We start from the raw sequence: 18,451 nt of genomic DNA on the forward strand, positions 1-18,451 counted from the left end.
CCGAGTCGGCGCGTCGGCACCGCGCCCCGTCGGCGCGTCGCGACCGACTCACCCGACGTACCGCCGGCGCGTCGACCGCTCGCCGTCGGGGTCGAAGACCGCGACGGTCTCTCCGGCGTCGTTGAGCGCCGGCGCGCCGCGGTCGAGGTAGTGGTCGGCGGCGGTGTCGGTCCCCGGGCCGATGTGGACCGTCAGCGTCTCGTCAGGGTCGAGCGTCGCGTCGGGCAGGTCGTCGCGCTGCCCGCCGAGGTCGATCGCGTACCCCGACAGGTCGATCGGCTCGGCGGCGGCGTTCCGGAGCGTCACCGACTCGTCGAGCGGGTCGCCCCCGGCGCCCGGGCCCGGATCGATCGCGTCGATCACGAGGCCGTCCGGCCGCGCCTCGGCCGCGAACGCCGTGATGTCGGCGAGGGTGTAGCCCGCCGTCGCCGTCGGCTGCGGGAGGCTCGGCTCCCAGTCGTCCGGCGCGGCGTTCGGGTAGGCGGTCTCGTCGGCCTCGATCAGCCCGATGAGCGTCTCGGCGACGATGCGGCTGCCGACCGCGCCGAGGCGCTCGCCGTCCTGCTGGAACTCCGCCTCCGCGAGCACGTAGTACCACAGCGGCGAGTCGGGGTCGGCGCCGCGTTCATGGGCCCGCAGCGCCTCCATGATCCCCGAGTCGTGGCCGAACGCCTCGTTGCGGATCGGATCGTTCCCCATCCGTGCGGCCACGTCCTGCCCGGAGGGGAGTCCGAGCGCCTCGCCCCGGCGGAGGTTCCGGACCGCGAGGGACGGCTCGCCCCCGAACGGGAGTTCGAAGAGCGTCGGCGCGAGCAGCGGTTCGATCTTCCGACCCGGCTGGAAGTCCCCGTCGCCGGCGTCGAGCAGCCGCGACCAGTCGACGACGAGGTCGCTCGGCACCGGTCGGCCGCCGCGGAGGTTCCGGCCGTCGCCCGGGCCGGTGGGGAACAGCGGCACCTCGCCGACCTCGTCGTTGACGTCGAACGCGTGGCGGATCATGCTGTGCCCGAAGCGGTAGGCGGCGCCGCCGAACTCGACTGGGATGGCCGGCGTTCGTCCCGGCGGCACGAAGAACTGCCGGCCGCGGTCCTCGATGTCGTCGAGGACGTACCGGTCGCAGATCCGCGGGAGGAAGTCGTGGCGCACGACCCACTGGTAGTGCCATCTGACGAGCCGCTGGGCGGCTTCGAGGACCGACTCGCCGTCTTCGACGAGGTCGGCGCCCGGGCCCCGGAGGTGGTCGACGACGCGGTTGTGGAAGTTCACGAACGCGAGCTGGAGCTGCGAGACGACGACGTTCTCGTCGTTTCGCGGGTCGCCGATCAGCGCGACGCCCTGATCGTTACGCTGGAGGTCGGTCCCGGGAAGCCCCGAGAGCCCGCCGCCCTCCGCCGCGTCCGGCGCGCCCGCCTCGCCGGTGAGCAGCTTGCGCTCGTCCCGCTCGTGGTCGTACAGGAACGGCGCGGCCTCGGCGTTCGTCCGGTACAGCGAGTCGAGGTCGAGCGCCGGCGTGCGGAAGTTCCGCAGCGCGGCGGGGTCGTTCCGCCGGTCGATGTCGGAGGTGGGGTCGAAGGTGATGTCGTGGTCGACGAACTGGCCGAAGATCCCGTACCCGGCCGGCGTCTCCGCCTCGCCGACCGGAGCGTCCGCGGGCTCCATCATCGGCGCGCCCGCCTCGCCCCCCGTGCCTCCGAGCGTCCGCAGGAACGCCTCGCTGCGCTCGTAGGGCTCCAACTCGGGGAACTGCGTGTGGAACCGGTGGCTCCGGACCGGCCCCGCCGCCGTCTGGGCCGCCTCGTTCATCCCCCGGTGTTCGATACCGCCGTGGACCGTCATCCGGCGCGCCTTCACCGTGAGGTGGAGCGCGTGCTCGGCGTCGTCCGGGGTCCGCCGCCGTCGCACGGGCTCCTCCGCGCCGCCGCGTGCGGGGTTGCGAACCGTAAACGAGACGTCGTCGACGCCGCCGTCCGTCTCGACGACGAATCCGCCGTCGTCGTCGGTGGTCCAGTGGCCGACCGGTTGGCCCCCCTCGCCCGGCCGCTCTCCTACGACCACGCGCCCCGCCAGCGGTCGGGACTCGTCGTCGACCACGCGACACCGGATCTTGTTACTTGTCCTCATGACCCATACAATTAAACATCAGTAGCAAAAAATTTTCTAAATGAATTTTCAACAGGTTTCGCGGATTATGCTGTGGGTAGACTGCGACCGTCCGGGGAACGAGACGTGAGAGCGGACGAGGCGGGTTACGTGGAGAAGCGCCGTGGAGAGGCGCGACGCCGCGTCACGTGCGACCCGAACCTTCGAGTCGCCTCGCCACGAAGAACCTCCGTGTACGACTTCCACGCCCACACGAACTACTCGGACGGGGCGTTCCTGCGATGGATGGTCGAGGCGGCAGCGGACGCCGGGCTCGACGGGATCGGTCTCGCCGACCACTGTAACGTCTCGCCGGCCCCGACCGCGCGGCGGTACAAGCGCGCGTTCGGGTTCAATCTCGACCTGACCTACGAGCGGCGCCGCGAGGCGATCGAGGCGGTCCGCGACGAGGTCGACGTCGACGTGTTCGACGCCGCCGAGATGGACTACGACCCCGCCCACGAGGGGGCTATCGCCGAGTTCCTCGACGACGCCGGCTTCGACTACGCGGTGGGGAGCGTCCACGAGCTCGACGGCGCGAACGTCCACACGCGGTCCCGCTTCGCGGACAAGCCGGAGTCGGAGCGGCGCGAGTTGGTCGACCGCTACTTCGAGAAGCTGGTCGCCCTGATCGACTCGGAGCTGTTCGCGATCGCGGCGCACCCGGACTTGGTCGAGCGCAACCCGCACCTCCGCGGGTTCGCGACCGAGGACCACTACGCCGCCGTCGCGGACGCCTTCCGGGACTCGCGGACCGTCCCCGAGATCAACGCCGGCCGCCTGTTGGACGACTACGGCGAGTTCCACCCGGCGCCCCCGTTCCTCGACCGGCTCGTCGACGCCGGCGTCGACGTGACCGTCGGGACCGACAGCCACGAGCCGGACGCGATCGCGCCCCGGGTGCGGGAGGTCGAGGCCGAACTCGCCCGGCGCGGGCTACAGCCCGTCGGACTCGATCGGGTGGTGAAACGGAGCTGACGCGCTCGGCTAACGGCCGTGACGAGGGCGCTGATCGTCGGACGACGCGGCGGCGTCGAGGTCCGAAGCGACCGGCGGGCGCCGGTCGTCGAACGCTCGCTCCCTCGCGGTACAACAGACCCTCCCGGGCCGTCAGAGTCGTCGCGCCTACTCCCGGTCGTCGTCGTCGTCGTAGTCGGTCGTGACCACCGCGCTGCGAATGTCTTGGTACCGCTGTGAGTTCTGTAGCTCTTCGAGGCCGATGTTGAGAGTCCCCGAGGCGCCTTGGTCGGTCGCGACACCGCTCGTGAGGACGCTCTGAATCCCCTCTTCGATGGTCATGTCTATGTCGTAGACGTCCGACTGCGGGATGTACGTCAACAGGCCACCGGTCACGGGGTTCGGCGCCAACGGCAGAAACATCGAGACCATCTCCTCGTGACCGGTCGACTCTTCTATCGTCACCGGGGCCTCGCCGGTCTTGAACCCGAGCACGTAGACGTTCTCGTCGAAACACTGGACGAGCTTCACCTCCTGAAACTTGTCGTCCTGCTCGTCGAGAACCACGTCTCCCATCCGCCGGAAGCTCTTGTACACCGTTCCGACGCCCGGGATCGAAGACACCACCAGATCGAAGACGTCCACGACCCGCTGCCCGTAGCGGTTGCGTCCCACGACCCCGACGACAGCGATGACGAGCACGAGGACCGCGATCGCGATGAGCTCGGAGACGAACGCCACGACGTCGGCGTAGATCCCGATCTCGATGAGCAGCTGGACGAATCCGCCCGACTCGATGCGCTGGATGAGACCGGCCCACCGTAGGACCCGAATGAGCGGGTCCAGCGCGTTCCGAACGAACCCGATCGCGATGCTGACGATGTACAGCGTCACGACGACGGGGATCATGATCGCGACGCCCGTGATCAGCGAATCGTACGCGCGCGAGTACAGGGATTGGCCGGTCTGTTTCGCCCGGGTCGCTACTTGGGAGGGGTCGCTATCGTCGGGGGACGACATAATGCGTTCCTCGCGGGGAACGGTAAAATAAATGCTCATTCACGCACCCGTCGACGGGGGCGCACCCGCTCAGCTATCGAGTACGATCTGGCTTCCGCCTCGTCGAACTGCGAAAATCGGAGATTTTTGGGCTCGACTTCGGCTTCCGCCTCGTCGAACACCGATAGGCTCGCTCCGCTCGCCTATCGAGTTCGACGAATCGTTTCACTCCTCGTCGAACAACGTCTCGCCCTCGACCATGTGTTCCTCGACGGTGTCCATGTCGAGCGTGAGCCCGAGACCCGGCTGCTCCGGCACCTCGATGTAGCCGTCCTCGATCACGTCCTCCTCGACGAGGTCCTCCCACCAGCCCAGCTCGTAGGAGTGGTACTCGATCGCGAGCGAGTTCGGGATGGAGGTGCCGACGTGGGCCGCCGCCATCGTCGCGATCGGCGAGGCGACGTTGTGCATCGCGACCGGGACGTAGTACTGGTTCGCCACGTCCGCGATCTTGCGCGTCTCGCGCATGCCGCCGACTTTCGGCAGGTCGGGGGCGACGATGTCGACCGCCTGGTTCTCGAGGAGGCGGCGCAGCTCGGTGACGCGGTAGCGGTTCTCGCCGACCGTGATCGGCGTGGTCGTGCTCTTCGTGACCTCCTCCTGGACCTCGAGGTTCTCCGGCGGCACGGGGTCTTCGAGCCACCACACGTCGTACTCCTCGATGGCGTCCGCGAGGCGCTTCGCGGAGCCGCCCGAGAACGTCCAGTGGCAGTCGAAGGAGACGTCGGCCTTGTCCTTGACGCGCTCGGTGACCTTCTCGACGATCTCCGCCTTGTGGCGGATCTCGCCGGGGCGGAGGTGGCGGTTCGCGCGGTCCTTCTCGAAGCCGCTCGGCACGTCGAGGTCGAACTTCAGCGCGTCGTAGCCGAGCTCGTCGACGACGCGCTCGGCCTCGTCCGCGCACGCCTCGGGGTCCGCCTCGTCCTCGGTGTGGCAGTCGCAGTAGACGCGCATCTCGTCGCGGTACTTCCCGCCGAGCAGCTGGTAGGCGGGCACGTCGAGGATCTTGCCGGCGAGGTCGTGGAGCGCGACCTCGATGCCGGAGATGGCCGTGACGGTGACGCCCTCGATCGAGCCCTCGCCGGACATCTTCTGGATGAGGTGCTCGTAGAGGCGGTCGATGTCGAGCGGGTTCTCGCCGACGACGAACGGCTTCATGCGCTCGATGAGCTCCGGGACGCCCGCGCCCCAGTACGCCTCGCCGGTGCCGACGACGCCAGCGTCGGTGTACACGCGGACGAGCGTCCACGGGAAGTTCCCGTCGACCATCGTCGTCTGAACGTCAGTGATCTCGACGTCGCGGCCGCCCCCGCGCGTCCCCGTGGTCCCCATCGTCTCGGCGGAGAGCTCCCGCATCGTGTACTCCGCGTTCGGGTCGTGGAGCGACTCGTAGTTTCGGCTCATACCGCGTTGGTTAATTCGGGACAGGGTAAACGTTTACCTTCGCCCGTCGTCCGCACGAACAGGTGGCTTTTCATCCCCGTGCGCGCAATAGCGCTCATGGTCGAAATTACTGATTCTCTCGCGTGTCTGTACACCGGACGGGTGGAGTCCCGCGGCGACGACTACGTCGTCACCGTCCCGACCTCGGAGATCGAACACGGAAGCGTCAGCGTGGGCGACACGTATCGGATCGCCGTCCTGGACCGCGCCGAATCGGCGGCGGAGTCGACGGGCGACGCCGACGGCGCGTCCGTCCCCGAGACGAACGGCGCGTCCGACGGGACCGCGTCCGACGACGGCCAGCGGCCCACCTCCCGCGGGGCCGCCGGCGCGGTCCAGCCGGACCCGCCCGTCTCGGAGGGGGAGGTACGGGACGTGACGATCGAGACGCTCGGGGACAAGGGCGACGGGATCGCGAAGATCGAACGCGGCTACGTCGTCATCGTTCCCGACGCGGAGCCCGGCGAGCAGCCGACCGTCGAGATCACGAGCGTCCGCGAGAACGTCTCGTTCGCGAACGTCGTCGACGAGTAGCGACCGCCCGGGGTCACTTCGCCCCCCGGTCGTCGGGATGTATCCGTTCCGGGGGGGTCGCCCGCGAGAACAGCGACCGCAGGTGCGACGCCGAGAAGAACGAGGACGGCTCGTCCATGTGGACGCCGATCTCGCCGGACAGCGCCCGTAGCCCGACCCGCTGAACCGGTTCCGGGAGCGAGTAACACCGCCTGATCGCCTTCCCGAGTCGGATCTCCGTGGCCAGCTCCGCGCGCCACCCGGACTCGTAGTCCGCGAGCGTCTCCGGGTCCGCCGGGTCGATCGCCGCCGCGGCCACGTCGGCCGCGCGCATCCCGTAGAGGATGCCGCCGCCGGTGAACGGCTTCGTCTGCGCGGCGGCGTCGCCGATCAGGAAGCCGCGGTCGCTCGTCGTCCGCGCCGGCGGGCCGACCGGGATGGCGCCAGAGCAGCGCCGGTCGGTCGTCGCGCCGTAGGCGTCCGTGAGCCGCTCGAACATCTCCGACACGTCCTCGCTCGGCGGCGCCGCCAGCCCGTACTCGACGCCCGCGTCGCCGCGGGGGATCCGCCACGCGAAGAACGTCGGCGCGGTGAGGTGGACGTCGACGTAGTCGCCCGCGTCCGCCGCGGGGTCGAACCCGAGGACGCCGTGGAGCAGTTCGTCCGGCTCCGGGAGGTCGAGCGCGCGCCGCACCCGCGACGTGGGCCCGTCGCAGCCGGCGACCATCCGGGCCTCGACGCGCTCCACGTCACCCGCTGGCGTCCGAACGTCCACGGCGACCCGGTCGGCCCGCTCCTCCACGCCGACGACCGTGTGGTTCTCTCGGACGTCGGCGCCCGCCTCGCGCGCGGCCTCGGCGAGGGCTCGGTCGAGCCCGACGCGGTCGATCACGTTGGAGACCGGTTCCCGCTTGTAGAACGGGTAGGACCGCGAATCCGGACCGCCGACGTGGAAGCGGGCCCCGTACACCCGGTTCTGGAGGAGGTCGTCGCGGGCGCCGTCGGGGGCGTACTCCCACACGTCGTCGGAGACGTGCCCGGAGCAGGCGAGCGGCTCGCCGACCGACCCCTTCTCAAAGGCGACGACGTCGCGGCCGTCCTCGGCCGCGCGTCGGGCGAACCGCGACCCCGGCGGTCCCGCGCCGACGACGACGAAGTCGTACATGGTCGGGTCGTGGTGACGGGGGTAGTTAAGCGCGACGCGCCGACCCGGCCGGTCCCGACGGAGCGAGGGCCGAGGGGTCGGAACGGCCGCCTACTCGGACGACTCCCGCGTTTCCAGCCACGAGAGCGCCGCGTCGAGGTCCGTCCGCGGCGGCGAGCAGGTGAAGCCCTCGCAGACGTACGCGGTCGGTTCGCCGTCGACCGCGTCGCGGCCCGCCCAGATCGGCGGGGCCTCCGCCATGCCGAGGCGGTCGAGCCACTCGTCGAGGTCCGCATCTGTAGCGGGTCGCGGCGCGACCAGCGCGCCCGGCAGGTATCGCTCGCCGAGCGTCTCGCGCCAGTCGTCGGGGACCGCGTCGGCGGCGACGGTCACCTCGATCCCGCCGGTCTCGACCAGGTCGACCGCCCGCACGAGTGAGGCGTGTTCGAGCGGGCTCCCGCGGATCCGGTCGGCGTGGGTCCGCACGACGCGCTCGGCGATCTCGCGGAACTCGCCGTCCGTCCGGAAGCCGTCGAGGAGCGCGAGCGTCTCGGCGGCGACCCCGAGGCTCGACGGCGTCGACCGGTCGGTGAACTCCTGCGGCCGCGCGATGAGGGGGCCGGCGTCGGCGGTCTCGCCGCCGGCGTCGCTGGAGCCGTCTCGCGCCTCGCCGTCGAGGTCGCGGGTGAAGTAGATCGTCCCGTCGTCGGCGTCGTGGAACTCGTCGACGAGCGCGTCGGCGAGGTCGAGCGCGAACCCGAGCGGCTCCGGGTCGCCGGTCGCCGCGTAGGTGTCGAGCGCGCCGCGCGCGAGGAACGCGTAGTCGTCGAGGTACCCCGGCCCGCGCACGTCGCCGTCGAGCCAGCGCCGGGCGAGCGCGCCGGTCTCGCGGTCGGCGTCGTAGAGGCGCTCGCGACAGAAGTCGAGCGCCTCGCGGGCGATCTCGGCGTACGCCTCGCCGAGCGCGCTCCCGGCCCGCGCGAACGCGGAGATCGCTCGCCCGTTCCACGAGGCCAGCACCTTCTCGTCGCGGGCGGGACGCGGGCGCTCCTCGCGGGCGTCGAACAGCTCCGTGCGCGCCTCGGTCAGGACTTCTCGGACCGCCTCGGGCGACAGGTCGCGGTCGGCGGCCAGCTCCTCGACGGACGCGGCGATCGTCGGGACGGTCGTGCCGCGCTCGAAGTTGCCCCCGGCCCGGATCCCGTACCGCTCCTTGGCGAGCGGCGCGGCCGGCTCGTCGAGGACGGCGTCGACCTCCTCGGGGGTCCACACGTAGAACGCACCCTCGACGTCTCCCTCCCCGTCGTCGCCCCCGCGGCCCGCGGGCGGTCGGCTCCGCGCGTCGAGGGTGCTGAAGAAGCCGCCGCCCTCGTGGCGGAGCTCGCGGTCGAGGAACGCGAGCGACTCGCTCGCGACGCGGGCGTACGCGGGGTCGCCCGCGAGGCGGTAGCCGTCGAGGTAGGCCATCGGCAGCTCGGCGTTGTCGTACAGCATCTTCTCGAAGTGCGGGACCGTCCACTCGCGGTCGACCGCGTAGCGGTGGAACCCCCCGCCGATCTGGTCGTACATGCCCCCGCGGGCCATCCCGTCGAGCGTGCCGGTCGCGGCCGACAGCAGGGCGTCGCGGCCGCGCCCGGCGTAGGCGCGCATCAGGAGGTCGATCCGCCCGGGCATCGGGAACTTCGCGCCGCCGCTCCCGAAGCCGCCGTGCTCCTCGTCGTAGCCGCGCAGCGCCGCCGCGGCCGCGGTGTCGAGCAGGTCGTCGCCGGCGGGACCGGCCGCGTCCTCACCGTCCGGACCGGCCGCGTCCGGCGTCGGCACCGACTCCAGCTCGTCGCGCGCGCTCTCGGCCCACTGGTCGGCGCGCCGCCGCATCTCCTCGCGCTGCTCGGGGTCGCTCCAGGAGTCGGCGATGCGTTCACAGAGGTCGCGGAAGCCGGGCTGGTTCCGCCGCGGCTCGGGCGGGAAGTAGGTCCCGACGTAGAACGGCCTCCCCTCCGGGGTACACCACGCCGAGAGCGGCCACCCGCCGCCGCCCGTGACCAGCTGGCAGACGGTCATGAACGTGCTGTCGACGTCGGGGCGCTCCTCCCGGTCGACCTTGATCGAGACGAACTCCTCGTTGAGCAGCGCGGCGACCGACTCGTCCTCGAAGCTCTCCTCGGCCATGACGTGACACCAGTGACACGAGGAGTAGCCGATGGAGACGAACACCGGAACGTCGTGCTCCTGAGCGCGCTCGAACGCCTCGTCGCCCCACGGCTGCCAGTTGACGGGGTTGTCGGCGTGCTGTTGGAGGTACGGGCTCGCCTCGCCGTCGAGGCGGTTCCGCTCGGTCGGCTGTGACATGGGCTCGATTCGGCCCGGCGGGGCAAAAGCCGTCCGCACCGGGGCGATTCCCGCTTCGGGCGCAGTTCTATCCACGTCCGCGCATATATCGGGCCCGATAGAGAGTAAGGTTTACACTACCGTGCGGACACCCGTCGGGCATGACGGAGACCGTACTCGTGGTGGGGGGCGGCGGGCGCGAACACGCGATCGCCCGCGCCGTGGCCGACGACTGCGCGCTGTACGCCTGCGCCGGCGTTCGGAACCCGGGGATCCGACGGTTGGCGGACGGGTTCGCGGCGATCGACGAGACCGATCCGGCCGCGGTCGCCGACTACGCGACCGAGGTCGGCGCGGACCTCGCGGTCATCGGCCCGGAGTCGGCGCTTGAGGCGGGGGTCGCGGACGCGCTCGACGACGCCGGCGTGTACGCCTTCGGCCCGCGGGCCGCCGAGGCCCGGCTGGAGACCGACAAGGCGTACCAGCGGGAGTTCATGGAGGAGCACGCGATCCCGGGCTGTCCGGACTACGCGGTGTTCGACGACACGGAGGCGGCCTGCGAGTACATCGACGAGTACGACGGCGACCTCGCGGTCAAGCCCGCCGGGCTCACCGGCGGGAAGGGCGTGAAGGTGATCGGCGACCAGGTGACGAGCGAGGAGGCGAAGGCGTACCTCCGCGACTCCGGCTACGACCGCGTGGTGCTGGAGGAGCGACTCGTCGGCGAGGAGTTCACGATCCAGGCGTTCGTCGCCGACGGCGATCTGCGGACGACGCCGGCGGTCCAGGACCACAAGCGCGCCTACGAGGGCGACGAGGGACCCAACACCGGCGGGATGGGCTCGTACTCCGATACGGGGCGCTCGCTGCCGTTCATGCGCGACGGCGACTACGAGGCCGCGGTCGACGTGTTAGCGGCGGTCGTCGACGCGCTCCCCGAGTACAAGGGCGTCCTCTACGGCCAGTTCATGCTCACGGACGCGGGCCCGAAGGTCGTCGAGTTCAACGCGCGCTTCGGCGACCCGGAGGCGATGAACACGCTGCCCGTCCTCGACACGCCGTTCGTCGACGTGCTCGCCGCCGCGCGCGACGGCGAGCCGCTCCCGGAGCTCTCCTTCTCCGGCGAGGCGACCGTCTGTAAGTACGCCGTGCCGGACGGCTACCCGACCGACCCCGACGCGGGCGCCGAGATCGCGGTCGACGAGGAGCACGCGGGCGACGCGCTCCTCTACTACGCCAGCGTCGACGAGCGCGACGGGCGCCTGTACACGACCACGTCGCGGGCGTTCGCCGTCGTCGGCCGCGGCGACTCCGTCGCGGCCGCCGAGGCGCAGGCGGAGGACGCCCTGGCGGCCGCGGGCGATCGCGTCCGCATCCGTCACGACATCGGTACAGCCGATCTCGTTCAGCGCCGGATCGACCACATGGACGACCTCCGGAGCTGACCGGCGCCGGGCGCCGACCGCCCGGAGCGACCCTTTTATTCTCCCCGACCGAAGGGACGGACGTGACCGACGACGACGCGGCGCGCGACGACGCCGAACCTCCACGAAGCCACGGACTCGACCGATTCCCGACGCCGGGACCCCGGAACTCCCTGTGGTCGTGGCCCGACGCGAAGTCGCCGCTCGCGGTCGTCCGAAACTACGTCGTGATCGTCCTCGCGCGGATCTGTCCGAGCCTCCGCCTGAAGAACTGGCTGCTGCGCCGGATCGGCGTCACGGTCGGTACCGGGGTCGCGTGGGGGCTGGAGTCGACCCCGGACGTGTTCTGGCCCGAGCGGATCCGCGTGGACGACGACGCGATAATCGGGTACGACGCCACGCTGCTGTGCCACGAGTTCCTCACCGACGAGTACCGGCTCGGCGACGTGGTCGTCGAGGCGGACGCGATGGTCGGCGCGGGCGCGGTCGTCCTGCCCGGCGTCACCGTCGGCGAAGGCGCGCGGGTCGCCGCGAACTCGCTCGTCTCGGAGGACGTGCCGCCGGGCGCGACGGTCGCGGGCGTGCCCGCGGAGGTCGTGTCGCGAGCCGACGGCGCCGCGGGCGGCGACTGACCGACCCGACGACTACGCCGCGTCTTCGCTCGCGCCGTCGTCCGCGGCGGTCCGGTCGCCCTCGCCGGCCGTCTCCTCGGCGTCGGTGATGTGCGCCTCGGTGCTCACGCGGTCTAAGTCGACGCCGACCTCCTCAGCGACGGCGTCGAGGACGGCGCGCTGTTCGGCCATCTCGTTTTCGAGCGTCTTGACGCGCTCGGAGGTGTCTATCACCGTCTCTTGGGTCTCGTCGACCTCGTCGCGGAGCTCGCTGATCTTCTTGTAGGTGCGCTCCGCGCGGTCGGCGAGCGTCTGAACCTTCTTCGCGGTGTCGCCGAATCCCATACCGGCGAGTCGGTCCGGCGGTACGTGTGCTTTTCCGTTCGGTTCGGGTCGGCCGGGCGGTTCCTCCCATGCCGGGTGCCTTCCCTCCCGTCGACCGTCTCCGGAGAGCGCCCCGCCGACGGTGGACTTTTGCCCGACTCGCCCGTGATCGGTGTATGAGCGTCGACCGGATCCTCCTGACCAACGACGACGGCGTCGACGCCGCGGGGCTGCGCGCGCTCTACGACGCCCTCGCGACCGAGTACGCCGTGACCGTCGTCGCGCCGGCCGACGACCAGTCGTCGGTCGGGCGACTGCTCTCCGACGACGTATCGGTCGCCGACCACGAGCTGGGGTACGTCGTCGAGGGGACCCCGGTCGACTGCGTCGTCGCAGGACTCGACGAGCTGGTCCCCGAGACGGACCTGGTCGTCGCCGGCTGTAACGAGGGCGCGAACCTCGGGGCGTACACCCTCGGGCGGTCCGGGACGGTCTCGGCCGCCGTCGAGGCCGCGTTCTTCGGCGTGCCCGCGGTGGCGGCGTCGATGTACGTCCCCGGCGGCGACGACTGGTGGAAGCGGGAGTTCGAGGGCGACGACTTCGCGCACGCCGCCCGCGCGACGCGGTTCCTCGTCGACGAGGCGGTCGACGCCGGCGTGTTCGAGCGGGCTGACTACCTCAACGTGAACGCGCCCATCGCGGACGAGGACCGCGCGCCGCTCCGCGTCACGACGCCCTCGACGTGGTACGGGATGCGCGCGGAGCGGAACGGCGACGGCCGCGTCGGGTTCTCCGACCCGATCTGGGGCCGGATGAACGACGGCGACGTGCCGGACCCCGTGGGGACCGACCGGCGCGCCGTCGTCGACGGCGAGGTGTCGGTCTCGCCGCTCTCCGTGCCGCACGCCGCGGCGACGAACGCGGGCCTCGACGACCTCGCCGACGCCTACGAATCGGCGGTCCGGTCCTGACGCGCCACCGGAACAGAGGCGCGCGAGCTATTCGCCGTCGCCGGTGCTGACGGTCACCTTCGCCTCGCTCAGCACGCGGTCGCCCATCTCGTAGCCGGGCTCGTACACCTCGTGGATCGTCCCCTCTGGGCGGTCGCTGTCGACGCGGAGCATCACCTGGTGGCGAGCCGGGTCGACCTCCTCGCCCGGCTCCGGTTCGATGGGTTCGACCCCCTCGTCGGCGAGCACGTCGTCGAACTTCTCCAGCGTCGACTCGACGCCGGGGCGGAGGTCGCTCCCCTCCTCCTGGTCGAGCGCGCGGAGGAGGTCGTTCCGGACGGGCGCGATCCGCTCGACGAGCGCCTCGGAGGCGCGCTCGCGGATCTCCTCCTGCTTCCGCTTCGCGCGCTGCTTGTAGTTGCTGAAGTCCGCCTTCACGCGGGCGAGCTTGCTCGTCAGTTCCTCGACCTCCTCGTCGCGCTCGCGCAGCGCCTCGCGGGTGTCGGCGAGGTCGGCCTCCAGCGCCGCGACCTCGCGCGCGAGCGCCTCGTCGTGCTCGGCGACGGCCGCGGCGAGCGCCTCGTCGTCGTGACGGGCGTCGCCGTCGGTCGACCCGACGGTCGCGTCCTCGGCGGTCGCCTCCGCCGTGCCGTTCGTCCGCGCCGCGTCGCCCTCGTCGTCCTCGGGTGACTCGACGTCGACGGCGTCGTCGTCGCTCATACCCGATCGAAGTCGGTCGGCGGGGATAAGCGTTCAGAAGCGCGGCGCCGCGTGCCCGAGCGTCCGGCGGCGACCTGCCGTCGGGCCGGCAGCGCCGTGGCGACGCCGTTCGTCCGGCTGAACCGGTACGGGCTCGTCGCCGCCGGGTCGGTGCCGGCGACGGTCGTTCCCGTCGTCCCGTTCGTCGCGCTCCAGCGGTACTACGGGGCGGGAGATGGTGGTCGCAGTCGCCGACTGAGCCGGCGTCGTCGTCCCGTTTTCGTCGTCAGAACGAACGCAGATCCTGTTCCCCGAGGCGCTCAGTCCTCCGGGTCCTCGCCGCGCGCCCGCTTGTACATCGCGAGGGCTTCCTCGCGGCGCTCGGAGTGGTCGACGATCGGCGGCGGGTACTCCGGCGCGGCGTTCGCGCGCTGGGTGGGCGACAGCTCGTGCCACTCGTGGATCAGGTCGGCGTCGAGCCCGCGGAGCTCCGGGACGTACTCCGTGATGTACTCCGCGTCGGGGTCGTAGCGCTCGCCCTGCGTCATCGGGTTGAAGATGCGGAAGTACGGCTGCGCGTCGGTCCCGGTCGAGGCCGCCCACTGCCACCCGCCGTTGTCGTTGGCGGTGTCGTGGTCGGCCAGGTGCTCGCGGAAGTGGTCGTAGCCGTGGCGCCAGTCCGCGAGGAGGTCCTTCGTGAGGAAGGAGGCGACGATCATCCGCACCCGGTTGTGCATGAACGCCTCCTCGCGCAGCTGGCGCATCCCGGCGTCGACGATGGGGTACCCCGTCTCGCCGCGCTTCCACGCGGCGATCTCCTCGGGGTCGTCGCGCCAGTCGATCCCCTCCTCGTACTCCTTGTAGTTCTCGGAGACCACCTCCGGGTTGTGGAAGAGGACCTGCGTGTAGAACTCCCGCCACGCCAGCTGCTGTTGGAACTCCTCGACCTGCTCCGGGGCGTCCTCGGGCCGCGAGTCGGACTCCGCCTCGGCCATCGCCGCCTCGGTGGCGGCGTACGCCTCGCGGACGCCGATCTCGCCGTACTTGAAGAACGCGGAGAGCCGCGAGGTCGCCTCCCGGGCCGGGTAGTCGCGCTCGGCCTCGTAGGCGAACACGGCCTCGTCGAGGAAGTCGTCGAGGCGCTCCCGGGCCGCTTCCGTCCCCGCGGGGCCGACGTCGGCGTCCGGTTCCGCGAAGCCGAGGTCCGCCGGCGTCGGGAGGTCGCCGACCGCCGCGCCGAGCGTCGCCGCCTCGCCGCCGTCCGCGACCGCGCCCGACGGGTCCGTCCCGTCGACGGCGTCGGCCGCGTCGGCGAGCCGATCGGTATCGGCCAGGCCCGCCTCGGTCGGCGCCGGCGCCGGGTCCTCTTTCGCGCGGTCGGTCCACTTCTTCCAGTAGTAGCTGTACACGGAGTAGGGGTTGCCGGCGTTCGTCCGGATCGCGTCGGGGTCGTGGAGGACCGCGTCGTGGTGGGCCTCGCGCGCCACGTCGACCGCGTCGAGCGCGCGTCGCACCCCGGCGTCGCGCTCGCGGGCGAGCCCGGAGTAGTCGCGGTTCCAGACGACGCGCTCGGCGTCGAGCGCCGCCGCGAGCCGCGGGAGGACGGTCTCCGGGTCGCCGCGCGCGACGAGCAGGTCGCTCCCGCGTGCGCGGTAGTCGTCGCGCAGCGCGGCCAGCCCGTCGATCAGGCGGCGCACGCGCACGTCGCTCGCGTGGTCAAGGACGGACGGATCGAAGACGAACACGGGCGCGGCGGGACCGCGGTCGGGGTCGTCGCCGGCCCCGCTCGCGGCCGCGAGCCCGACGTTGTCGGCGGCTCTGAGGTCCCGTCGGTGCCAGAACAGCTCCATGGGTTCCACACGGGCGCGTCCATCGTGAAACCACCGGGAGCGGCGCGGGGGTCTCGGCCGGCAGCGGGCGGCGCTCCGGTCGCACCGCGATCAGAGCTCCAGCCGCCCCGGGACGCTCACCCGGTCGAGCAGGAAGTAGCCGACGGTGAGCGCGAGCACGAGCACGCCGAGCGCCGCGGCCGCGAGCAGCGCCTCGTTGCCGCCGCCGTAGTCCTCTAAGCGGAAGCTGATCACGCGCCGGGAGACGGCGATGATCGCCGCGCTCACGACGATCCGGAGGACCGGCTGGCCGCGCGCGTACGCCACGAGCGTCCGGTGGACCTCGACGATGATCAGGAGGAGGAGGACGCTGTCGAGGAGCGCGACCACCTCGGCCGGGTCGGTGAAGTTCCCCGCGACGAGGAGGCGGTACAGCGAGACGAACAGGTCGAACACGCCGATGAGGAACAGGAGCAGGAGGAAGTACGCCGCGCCGAGGACGAGCCACTCCATCGCCCGGGCGGCGGGGTCCGCGGCGTCGTCGAGGTCGAGCGCCATCGACGGAACGCTCGACGGCCGGAGGCAAGTCAGTTTGGGTCAGGCGTCCGCGTCGGTGCCCGTCAGCGATTCGAGCAGGCGGACGGCGGGCGCCTTCGCCAGCGGGTCGTTCCCGTTGCCGCAGTGGGGCGACTGGACGCAGGCCGGGCAGCCGCCCTCGCAGTCGCAGCTGTCGATGAGCCGCGCCGTCCGGGTCATCAGCTCCTCGATCCGGCGGTGGCCGCGGCGCGTGAGCCCGACGCCGCCCGGATAGCCGTCGTAGACGAACACGGCCGGCCCCTCGGTGTGCGGGTGGTGCGGCGTCGAGATGCCGCCGACGTCGGCGCGGTCACAGAGGAGGTGGAACGGGAACAGCGAGATGATCCCGTGTTCGGCCGCGTGGATCCCGCCGTTGAACGCGTACTCGCCGCCCGGGATCGGTTCGTCGCCGTCGCCGGGCGCCTCGCCGCCGTCGGCGCTGACTTCGGGGTCGCCCGCGTCCTCGCCGTCGAGCGCGTCGCCGAGCCGCCGCATCTCGCGCTCGAGATCCCTCGGCACCGGGAAGTACAGCGCCTTCGTCCGCAGCGTCGTCTCCGGGAGGTCGAGCGTCGACTCGCCGAGCGACTCGCCCGTGGCGGCGTCCTTCCGCACGAAGCCCGTAATCTGCTCGGTCACGGTCACGTCCGCGAAGCGGACCGGCACGTCCTCGCGCGCCGAGAGCGCGCGCTCGTCGAGGTCCTCGTTCACGACGATGTCCTTGTCCGACCGCACCTGCGTGTAGTAGTCCGCCCACGACTGCTGGAGCTCCGCCACGTCGCGGTCGAGGTCGAGGTCGACCACCTCGTAGGTGCGGCCCTGCTGGTGGTAGATGGCGCCGGGGTGGGCGTCGCGGAGCGCGTCGGCGAACCCGAGCGCGGCGACCGTCTCGCCGCTCGACCGCTCGATCAGCGATATCTCGCGCTCCTCGGCGGTGCGGAGGTTCACGGACTGCTGCGGGCTCGACTCCCCGGCGTGGACCCAGCGCGTCCCCTTGGCGGCCTCGCGCCGGTTCAGGACGCCCTCGTCGGTGAGGTCGGCCACCACGCCCGGGAACGAGTCGCCGAAGAACCGCTCGTCCCCGGGCGAGAGCCAGTTCTCGTCGGCCGCGCAGGCGACGTGGTCGGGCATGAGCTGGCCGTTCTCCGGGTCACAGATCGCGTCCTCGGGCGGCGCGTCGAAGAAGTCGCTCGGGTTCCGCATCAGGTACTGGTCGAGCTGGTCCTCGCCGCCGACCAGCACCACCAGCGCGGGGTCGTCGCCGCGGCCGGCCCGGCCCGCGCGCTGGTGGGCCGACATCCGCGTGCCGGGGTAGCCGTCGAGGACGACCGCGTCGAGCCCGCCCACGTCGACGCCGAGTTCGAGGGCGCTCGTCGACCAGACGCCCCGCAGGTCGCCGGCGTGGAGGTCGGCCTCGATCTCCCGGCGGCGGTCGTCGGTGAGCGCCGCCTGGTACGCGCCGACCTTCCCGGCGAGGTCGCGCTCGCCCCGCTCCCGGAGGTCGCTCGCGCTGTCGGTCGCGTACTGCTCGGCGGTCTGTCGCGCCCGCGTGAACGCCAGGGTCTGTGCGCCCGCCGTCACGAGGTCGACGAACAGCCGCTTCGACTCCGTGTGGCTCGACTTCCGCCGACCGCTCCCGCGCTCCTGCCAGTCGTCGTCGTACTCCGGCGGGTTCCACAGCACCCAGTCGCGCGGCCCGCGCCCGGAGGTGTCCTCGTCGACGAGGGCGATCCTCTCGGGGTCGCGGCCGGTGACCGTCGCGACGTGGTCGACGGGGTTGTTGATCGTCGCCGAGCAGCAGACGAACTGCGGCGACGAGCCGAACCGCTCGCAGGTTCGCGCGAGCCGCCGGAGGGTAAGCGCGACCTGCGAGCCGAACACGCCGCGGTAGCTGTGGACCTCGTCTATCACGACGTGCTCCAGCGACGAGAAGAACCAGTCCCAGAGGCGCCCGGCGTACGGCAACAGCGCGTAGTGGAGCATGTCCGGGTTCGAGAGGAGGACGGTCGGACGGCGGTCGCGCACGTCCCGTTTCTCCGACCGCGAGAGCCGCCCGGTGTAGGAGTCGACCGAGACCCGGCTGCCGAAGCCGAGGTCGGCCGCGAGGTCCGACAGCGACTCCTCCTGGTCGGCGATCAGCGCGTTCTGCGGGCCGAGGTAGAGCGTCCGCCCGCCGTGGTCCATCGCGGCCTCGAAGGCGGGGACGGTGTACGCGAGCGACTTGCCGCTGGCCGTCTCGGTCGCGAGGACGACGTCGTCGCCGTCGCGGACCGCGCCGATCGCGTCGGCCTGGTGGCGGTAGAGCCGGTCGATCCCGCGGTCCGCGAGCGCGTCGGCGAGCCGGGGTTCGAGGTCCACGTCGCCGAACTCGGGCTCGCGCGCCGGGAGCCGCCGGTGGTCGGCGATCTGTCCCTCGTAGAAGGGGCGGTTCCGCAGCCACTCGATGGCGTCGTCCACG

At 71.7% G+C, this 18,451-nt stretch carries 15 protein-coding genes; 5 read left to right on the top strand and 10 right to left on the bottom strand.

Annotated elements, in window-relative coordinates:
* Positions 1-48: 48 nt before the first annotated feature.
* Positions 49-2,121, bottom strand: a complete 2,073-nt coding sequence (locus tag EXE48_RS10800; RefSeq protein ID WP_053771377.1) for a peroxidase family protein — start codon at positions 2,119-2,121, stop codon at positions 49-51.
* A 210-nt stretch (positions 2,122-2,331) separates the two neighbouring features.
* Between EXE48_RS10800 and EXE48_RS10805 the strand changes: the two genes are divergently transcribed.
* The gene (locus EXE48_RS10805) at positions 2,332-3,117 is read left to right on the top strand and encodes a PHP domain-containing protein (RefSeq protein WP_053771378.1); all 786 of its coding nucleotides are present in this window, start codon (positions 2,332-2,334) and stop codon (positions 3,115-3,117) included.
* Between the two features lie 147 nt (positions 3,118-3,264).
* Here EXE48_RS10805 and EXE48_RS10810 read toward each other — a convergent pair whose 3' ends face one another.
* Together EXE48_RS10810 and EXE48_RS10815 are read right to left on the bottom strand one after the other, a co-directional pair.
* Positions 3,265-4,116 (bottom strand): DUF502 domain-containing protein, encoded by an 852-nt coding sequence (locus tag EXE48_RS10810; protein WP_199236380.1) that lies wholly within the window; start codon positions 4,114-4,116, stop codon positions 3,265-3,267.
* Positions 4,117-4,320: 204 nt separating this feature from the next.
* Positions 4,321-5,559 (bottom strand): mandelate racemase/muconate lactonizing enzyme family protein, encoded by a 1,239-nt coding sequence (locus EXE48_RS10815; protein ID WP_137711396.1) that lies wholly within the window; start codon positions 5,557-5,559, stop codon positions 4,321-4,323.
* 96 nt (positions 5,560-5,655) lie between these two features.
* Here EXE48_RS10815 and EXE48_RS10820 point away from each other — a divergent pair, with 96 nt between their 5' ends.
* Positions 5,656-6,132, top strand: coding sequence for a TRAM domain-containing protein (locus EXE48_RS10820; protein ID WP_053771380.1), 477 nt, complete (start codon positions 5,656-5,658; stop codon positions 6,130-6,132).
* 13 nt (positions 6,133-6,145) lie between these two features.
* Here the strand turns inward: EXE48_RS10820 and EXE48_RS10825 are convergent, their stop codons facing one another.
* Positions 6,146-7,276 (bottom strand): geranylgeranyl reductase family protein, encoded by a 1,131-nt coding sequence (locus EXE48_RS10825; RefSeq protein ID WP_137711397.1) that lies wholly within the window; start codon positions 7,274-7,276, stop codon positions 6,146-6,148.
* A 90-nt stretch (positions 7,277-7,366) separates the two neighbouring features.
* The gene (locus EXE48_RS10830; RefSeq protein ID WP_137711398.1) at positions 7,367-9,604 is read right to left on the bottom strand and encodes a thioredoxin domain-containing protein; all 2,238 of its coding nucleotides are present in this window, start codon (positions 9,602-9,604) and stop codon (positions 7,367-7,369) included.
* A 140-nt stretch (positions 9,605-9,744) separates the two neighbouring features.
* Here EXE48_RS10830 and purD point away from each other — a divergent pair, with 140 nt between their 5' ends.
* Positions 9,745-11,028, top strand: a complete 1,284-nt coding sequence (gene purD / locus EXE48_RS10835) for a phosphoribosylamine--glycine ligase (RefSeq protein ID WP_121599514.1) — start codon at positions 9,745-9,747, stop codon at positions 11,026-11,028.
* A gap of 62 nt (positions 11,029-11,090) precedes the next feature.
* Complete coding sequence (locus tag EXE48_RS10840) at positions 11,091-11,639, top strand: acyltransferase (protein WP_137711399.1); 549 nt, start codon at positions 11,091-11,093, stop codon at positions 11,637-11,639.
* A 12-nt stretch (positions 11,640-11,651) separates the two neighbouring features.
* On the opposite strand, the gene EXE48_RS10845 is transcribed toward EXE48_RS10840, so the two are convergent.
* A complete protein-coding gene (locus EXE48_RS10845) occupies positions 11,652-11,963 on the bottom strand; it encodes a DUF5798 family protein (RefSeq protein WP_137711400.1) in 312 nt (103 codons plus the stop codon).
* A 155-nt stretch (positions 11,964-12,118) separates the two neighbouring features.
* Between EXE48_RS10845 and surE the strand changes: the two genes are divergently transcribed.
* Positions 12,119-12,913 (top strand): 5'/3'-nucleotidase SurE, encoded by a 795-nt coding sequence (gene surE, locus EXE48_RS10850; protein ID WP_137711401.1) that lies wholly within the window; start codon positions 12,119-12,121, stop codon positions 12,911-12,913.
* Positions 12,914-12,940: 27 nt separating this feature from the next.
* On the opposite strand, the gene EXE48_RS10855 is transcribed toward surE, so the two are convergent.
* The 4 genes from EXE48_RS10855 to EXE48_RS10870 form a co-directional block, all read right to left on the bottom strand.
* Positions 12,941-13,612 (bottom strand): nucleotide exchange factor GrpE, encoded by a 672-nt coding sequence (locus tag EXE48_RS10855; RefSeq protein WP_121599516.1) that lies wholly within the window; start codon positions 13,610-13,612, stop codon positions 12,941-12,943.
* 299 nt (positions 13,613-13,911) lie between these two features.
* Positions 13,912-15,441: a cryptochrome/photolyase family protein gene (locus tag EXE48_RS10860; RefSeq protein WP_137711452.1), complete on the bottom strand. Its 1,530-nt coding sequence runs from the start codon at positions 15,439-15,441 to the stop codon at positions 13,912-13,914.
* Positions 15,442-15,531: 90 nt separating this feature from the next.
* Complete coding sequence (locus EXE48_RS10865) at positions 15,532-15,978, bottom strand: phosphate-starvation-inducible PsiE family protein (protein ID WP_053771388.1); 447 nt, start codon at positions 15,976-15,978, stop codon at positions 15,532-15,534.
* A gap of 39 nt (positions 15,979-16,017) precedes the next feature.
* Positions 16,018-18,450, bottom strand: a complete 2,433-nt coding sequence (locus tag EXE48_RS10870; RefSeq protein WP_137711402.1) for a DEAD/DEAH box helicase — start codon at positions 18,448-18,450, stop codon at positions 16,018-16,020.
* Position 18,451 lies beyond the last annotated feature (1 nt).

This window comes from Halorubrum sp. ASP1 (assembly GCF_005435135.1).
In the GTDB taxonomy this organism is placed as follows: Archaea; Halobacteriota; Halobacteria; order Halobacteriales; family Haloferacaceae; genus Halorubrum; species Halorubrum tropicale.

Coding starts and splice junctions, on each gene's coding strand:
- EXE48_RS10820 (WP_053771380.1), top strand. CDS start 5,656: ATGGTCGAAATTACTGATTCTCTCGCGTGTCTGTACACCGGACGGGTG.
- EXE48_RS10830 (WP_137711398.1), bottom strand. CDS start 9,604: ATGTCACAGCCGACCGAGCGGAACCGCCTCGACGGCGAGGCGAGCCCG.
- EXE48_RS10860 (WP_137711452.1), bottom strand. CDS start 15,441: ATGGAGCTGTTCTGGCACCGACGGGACCTCAGAGCCGCCGACAACGTC.
- purD (WP_121599514.1), top strand. CDS start 9,745: ATGACGGAGACCGTACTCGTGGTGGGGGGCGGCGGGCGCGAACACGCG.
- EXE48_RS10865 (WP_053771388.1), bottom strand. CDS start 15,978: ATGGCGCTCGACCTCGACGACGCCGCGGACCCCGCCGCCCGGGCGATG.
- EXE48_RS10845 (WP_137711400.1), bottom strand. CDS start 11,963: ATGGGATTCGGCGACACCGCGAAGAAGGTTCAGACGCTCGCCGACCGC.
- surE (WP_137711401.1), top strand. CDS start 12,119: ATGAGCGTCGACCGGATCCTCCTGACCAACGACGACGGCGTCGACGCC.
- EXE48_RS10800 (WP_053771377.1), bottom strand. CDS start 2,121: ATGAGGACAAGTAACAAGATCCGGTGTCGCGTGGTCGACGACGAGTCC.
- EXE48_RS10855 (WP_121599516.1), bottom strand. CDS start 13,612: ATGAGCGACGACGACGCCGTCGACGTCGAGTCACCCGAGGACGACGAG.
- EXE48_RS10810 (WP_199236380.1), bottom strand. CDS start 4,116: ATGTCGTCCCCCGACGATAGCGACCCCTCCCAAGTAGCGACCCGGGCG.
- EXE48_RS10825 (WP_137711397.1), bottom strand. CDS start 7,276: ATGTACGACTTCGTCGTCGTCGGCGCGGGACCGCCGGGGTCGCGGTTC.
- EXE48_RS10815 (WP_137711396.1), bottom strand. CDS start 5,559: ATGAGCCGAAACTACGAGTCGCTCCACGACCCGAACGCGGAGTACACG.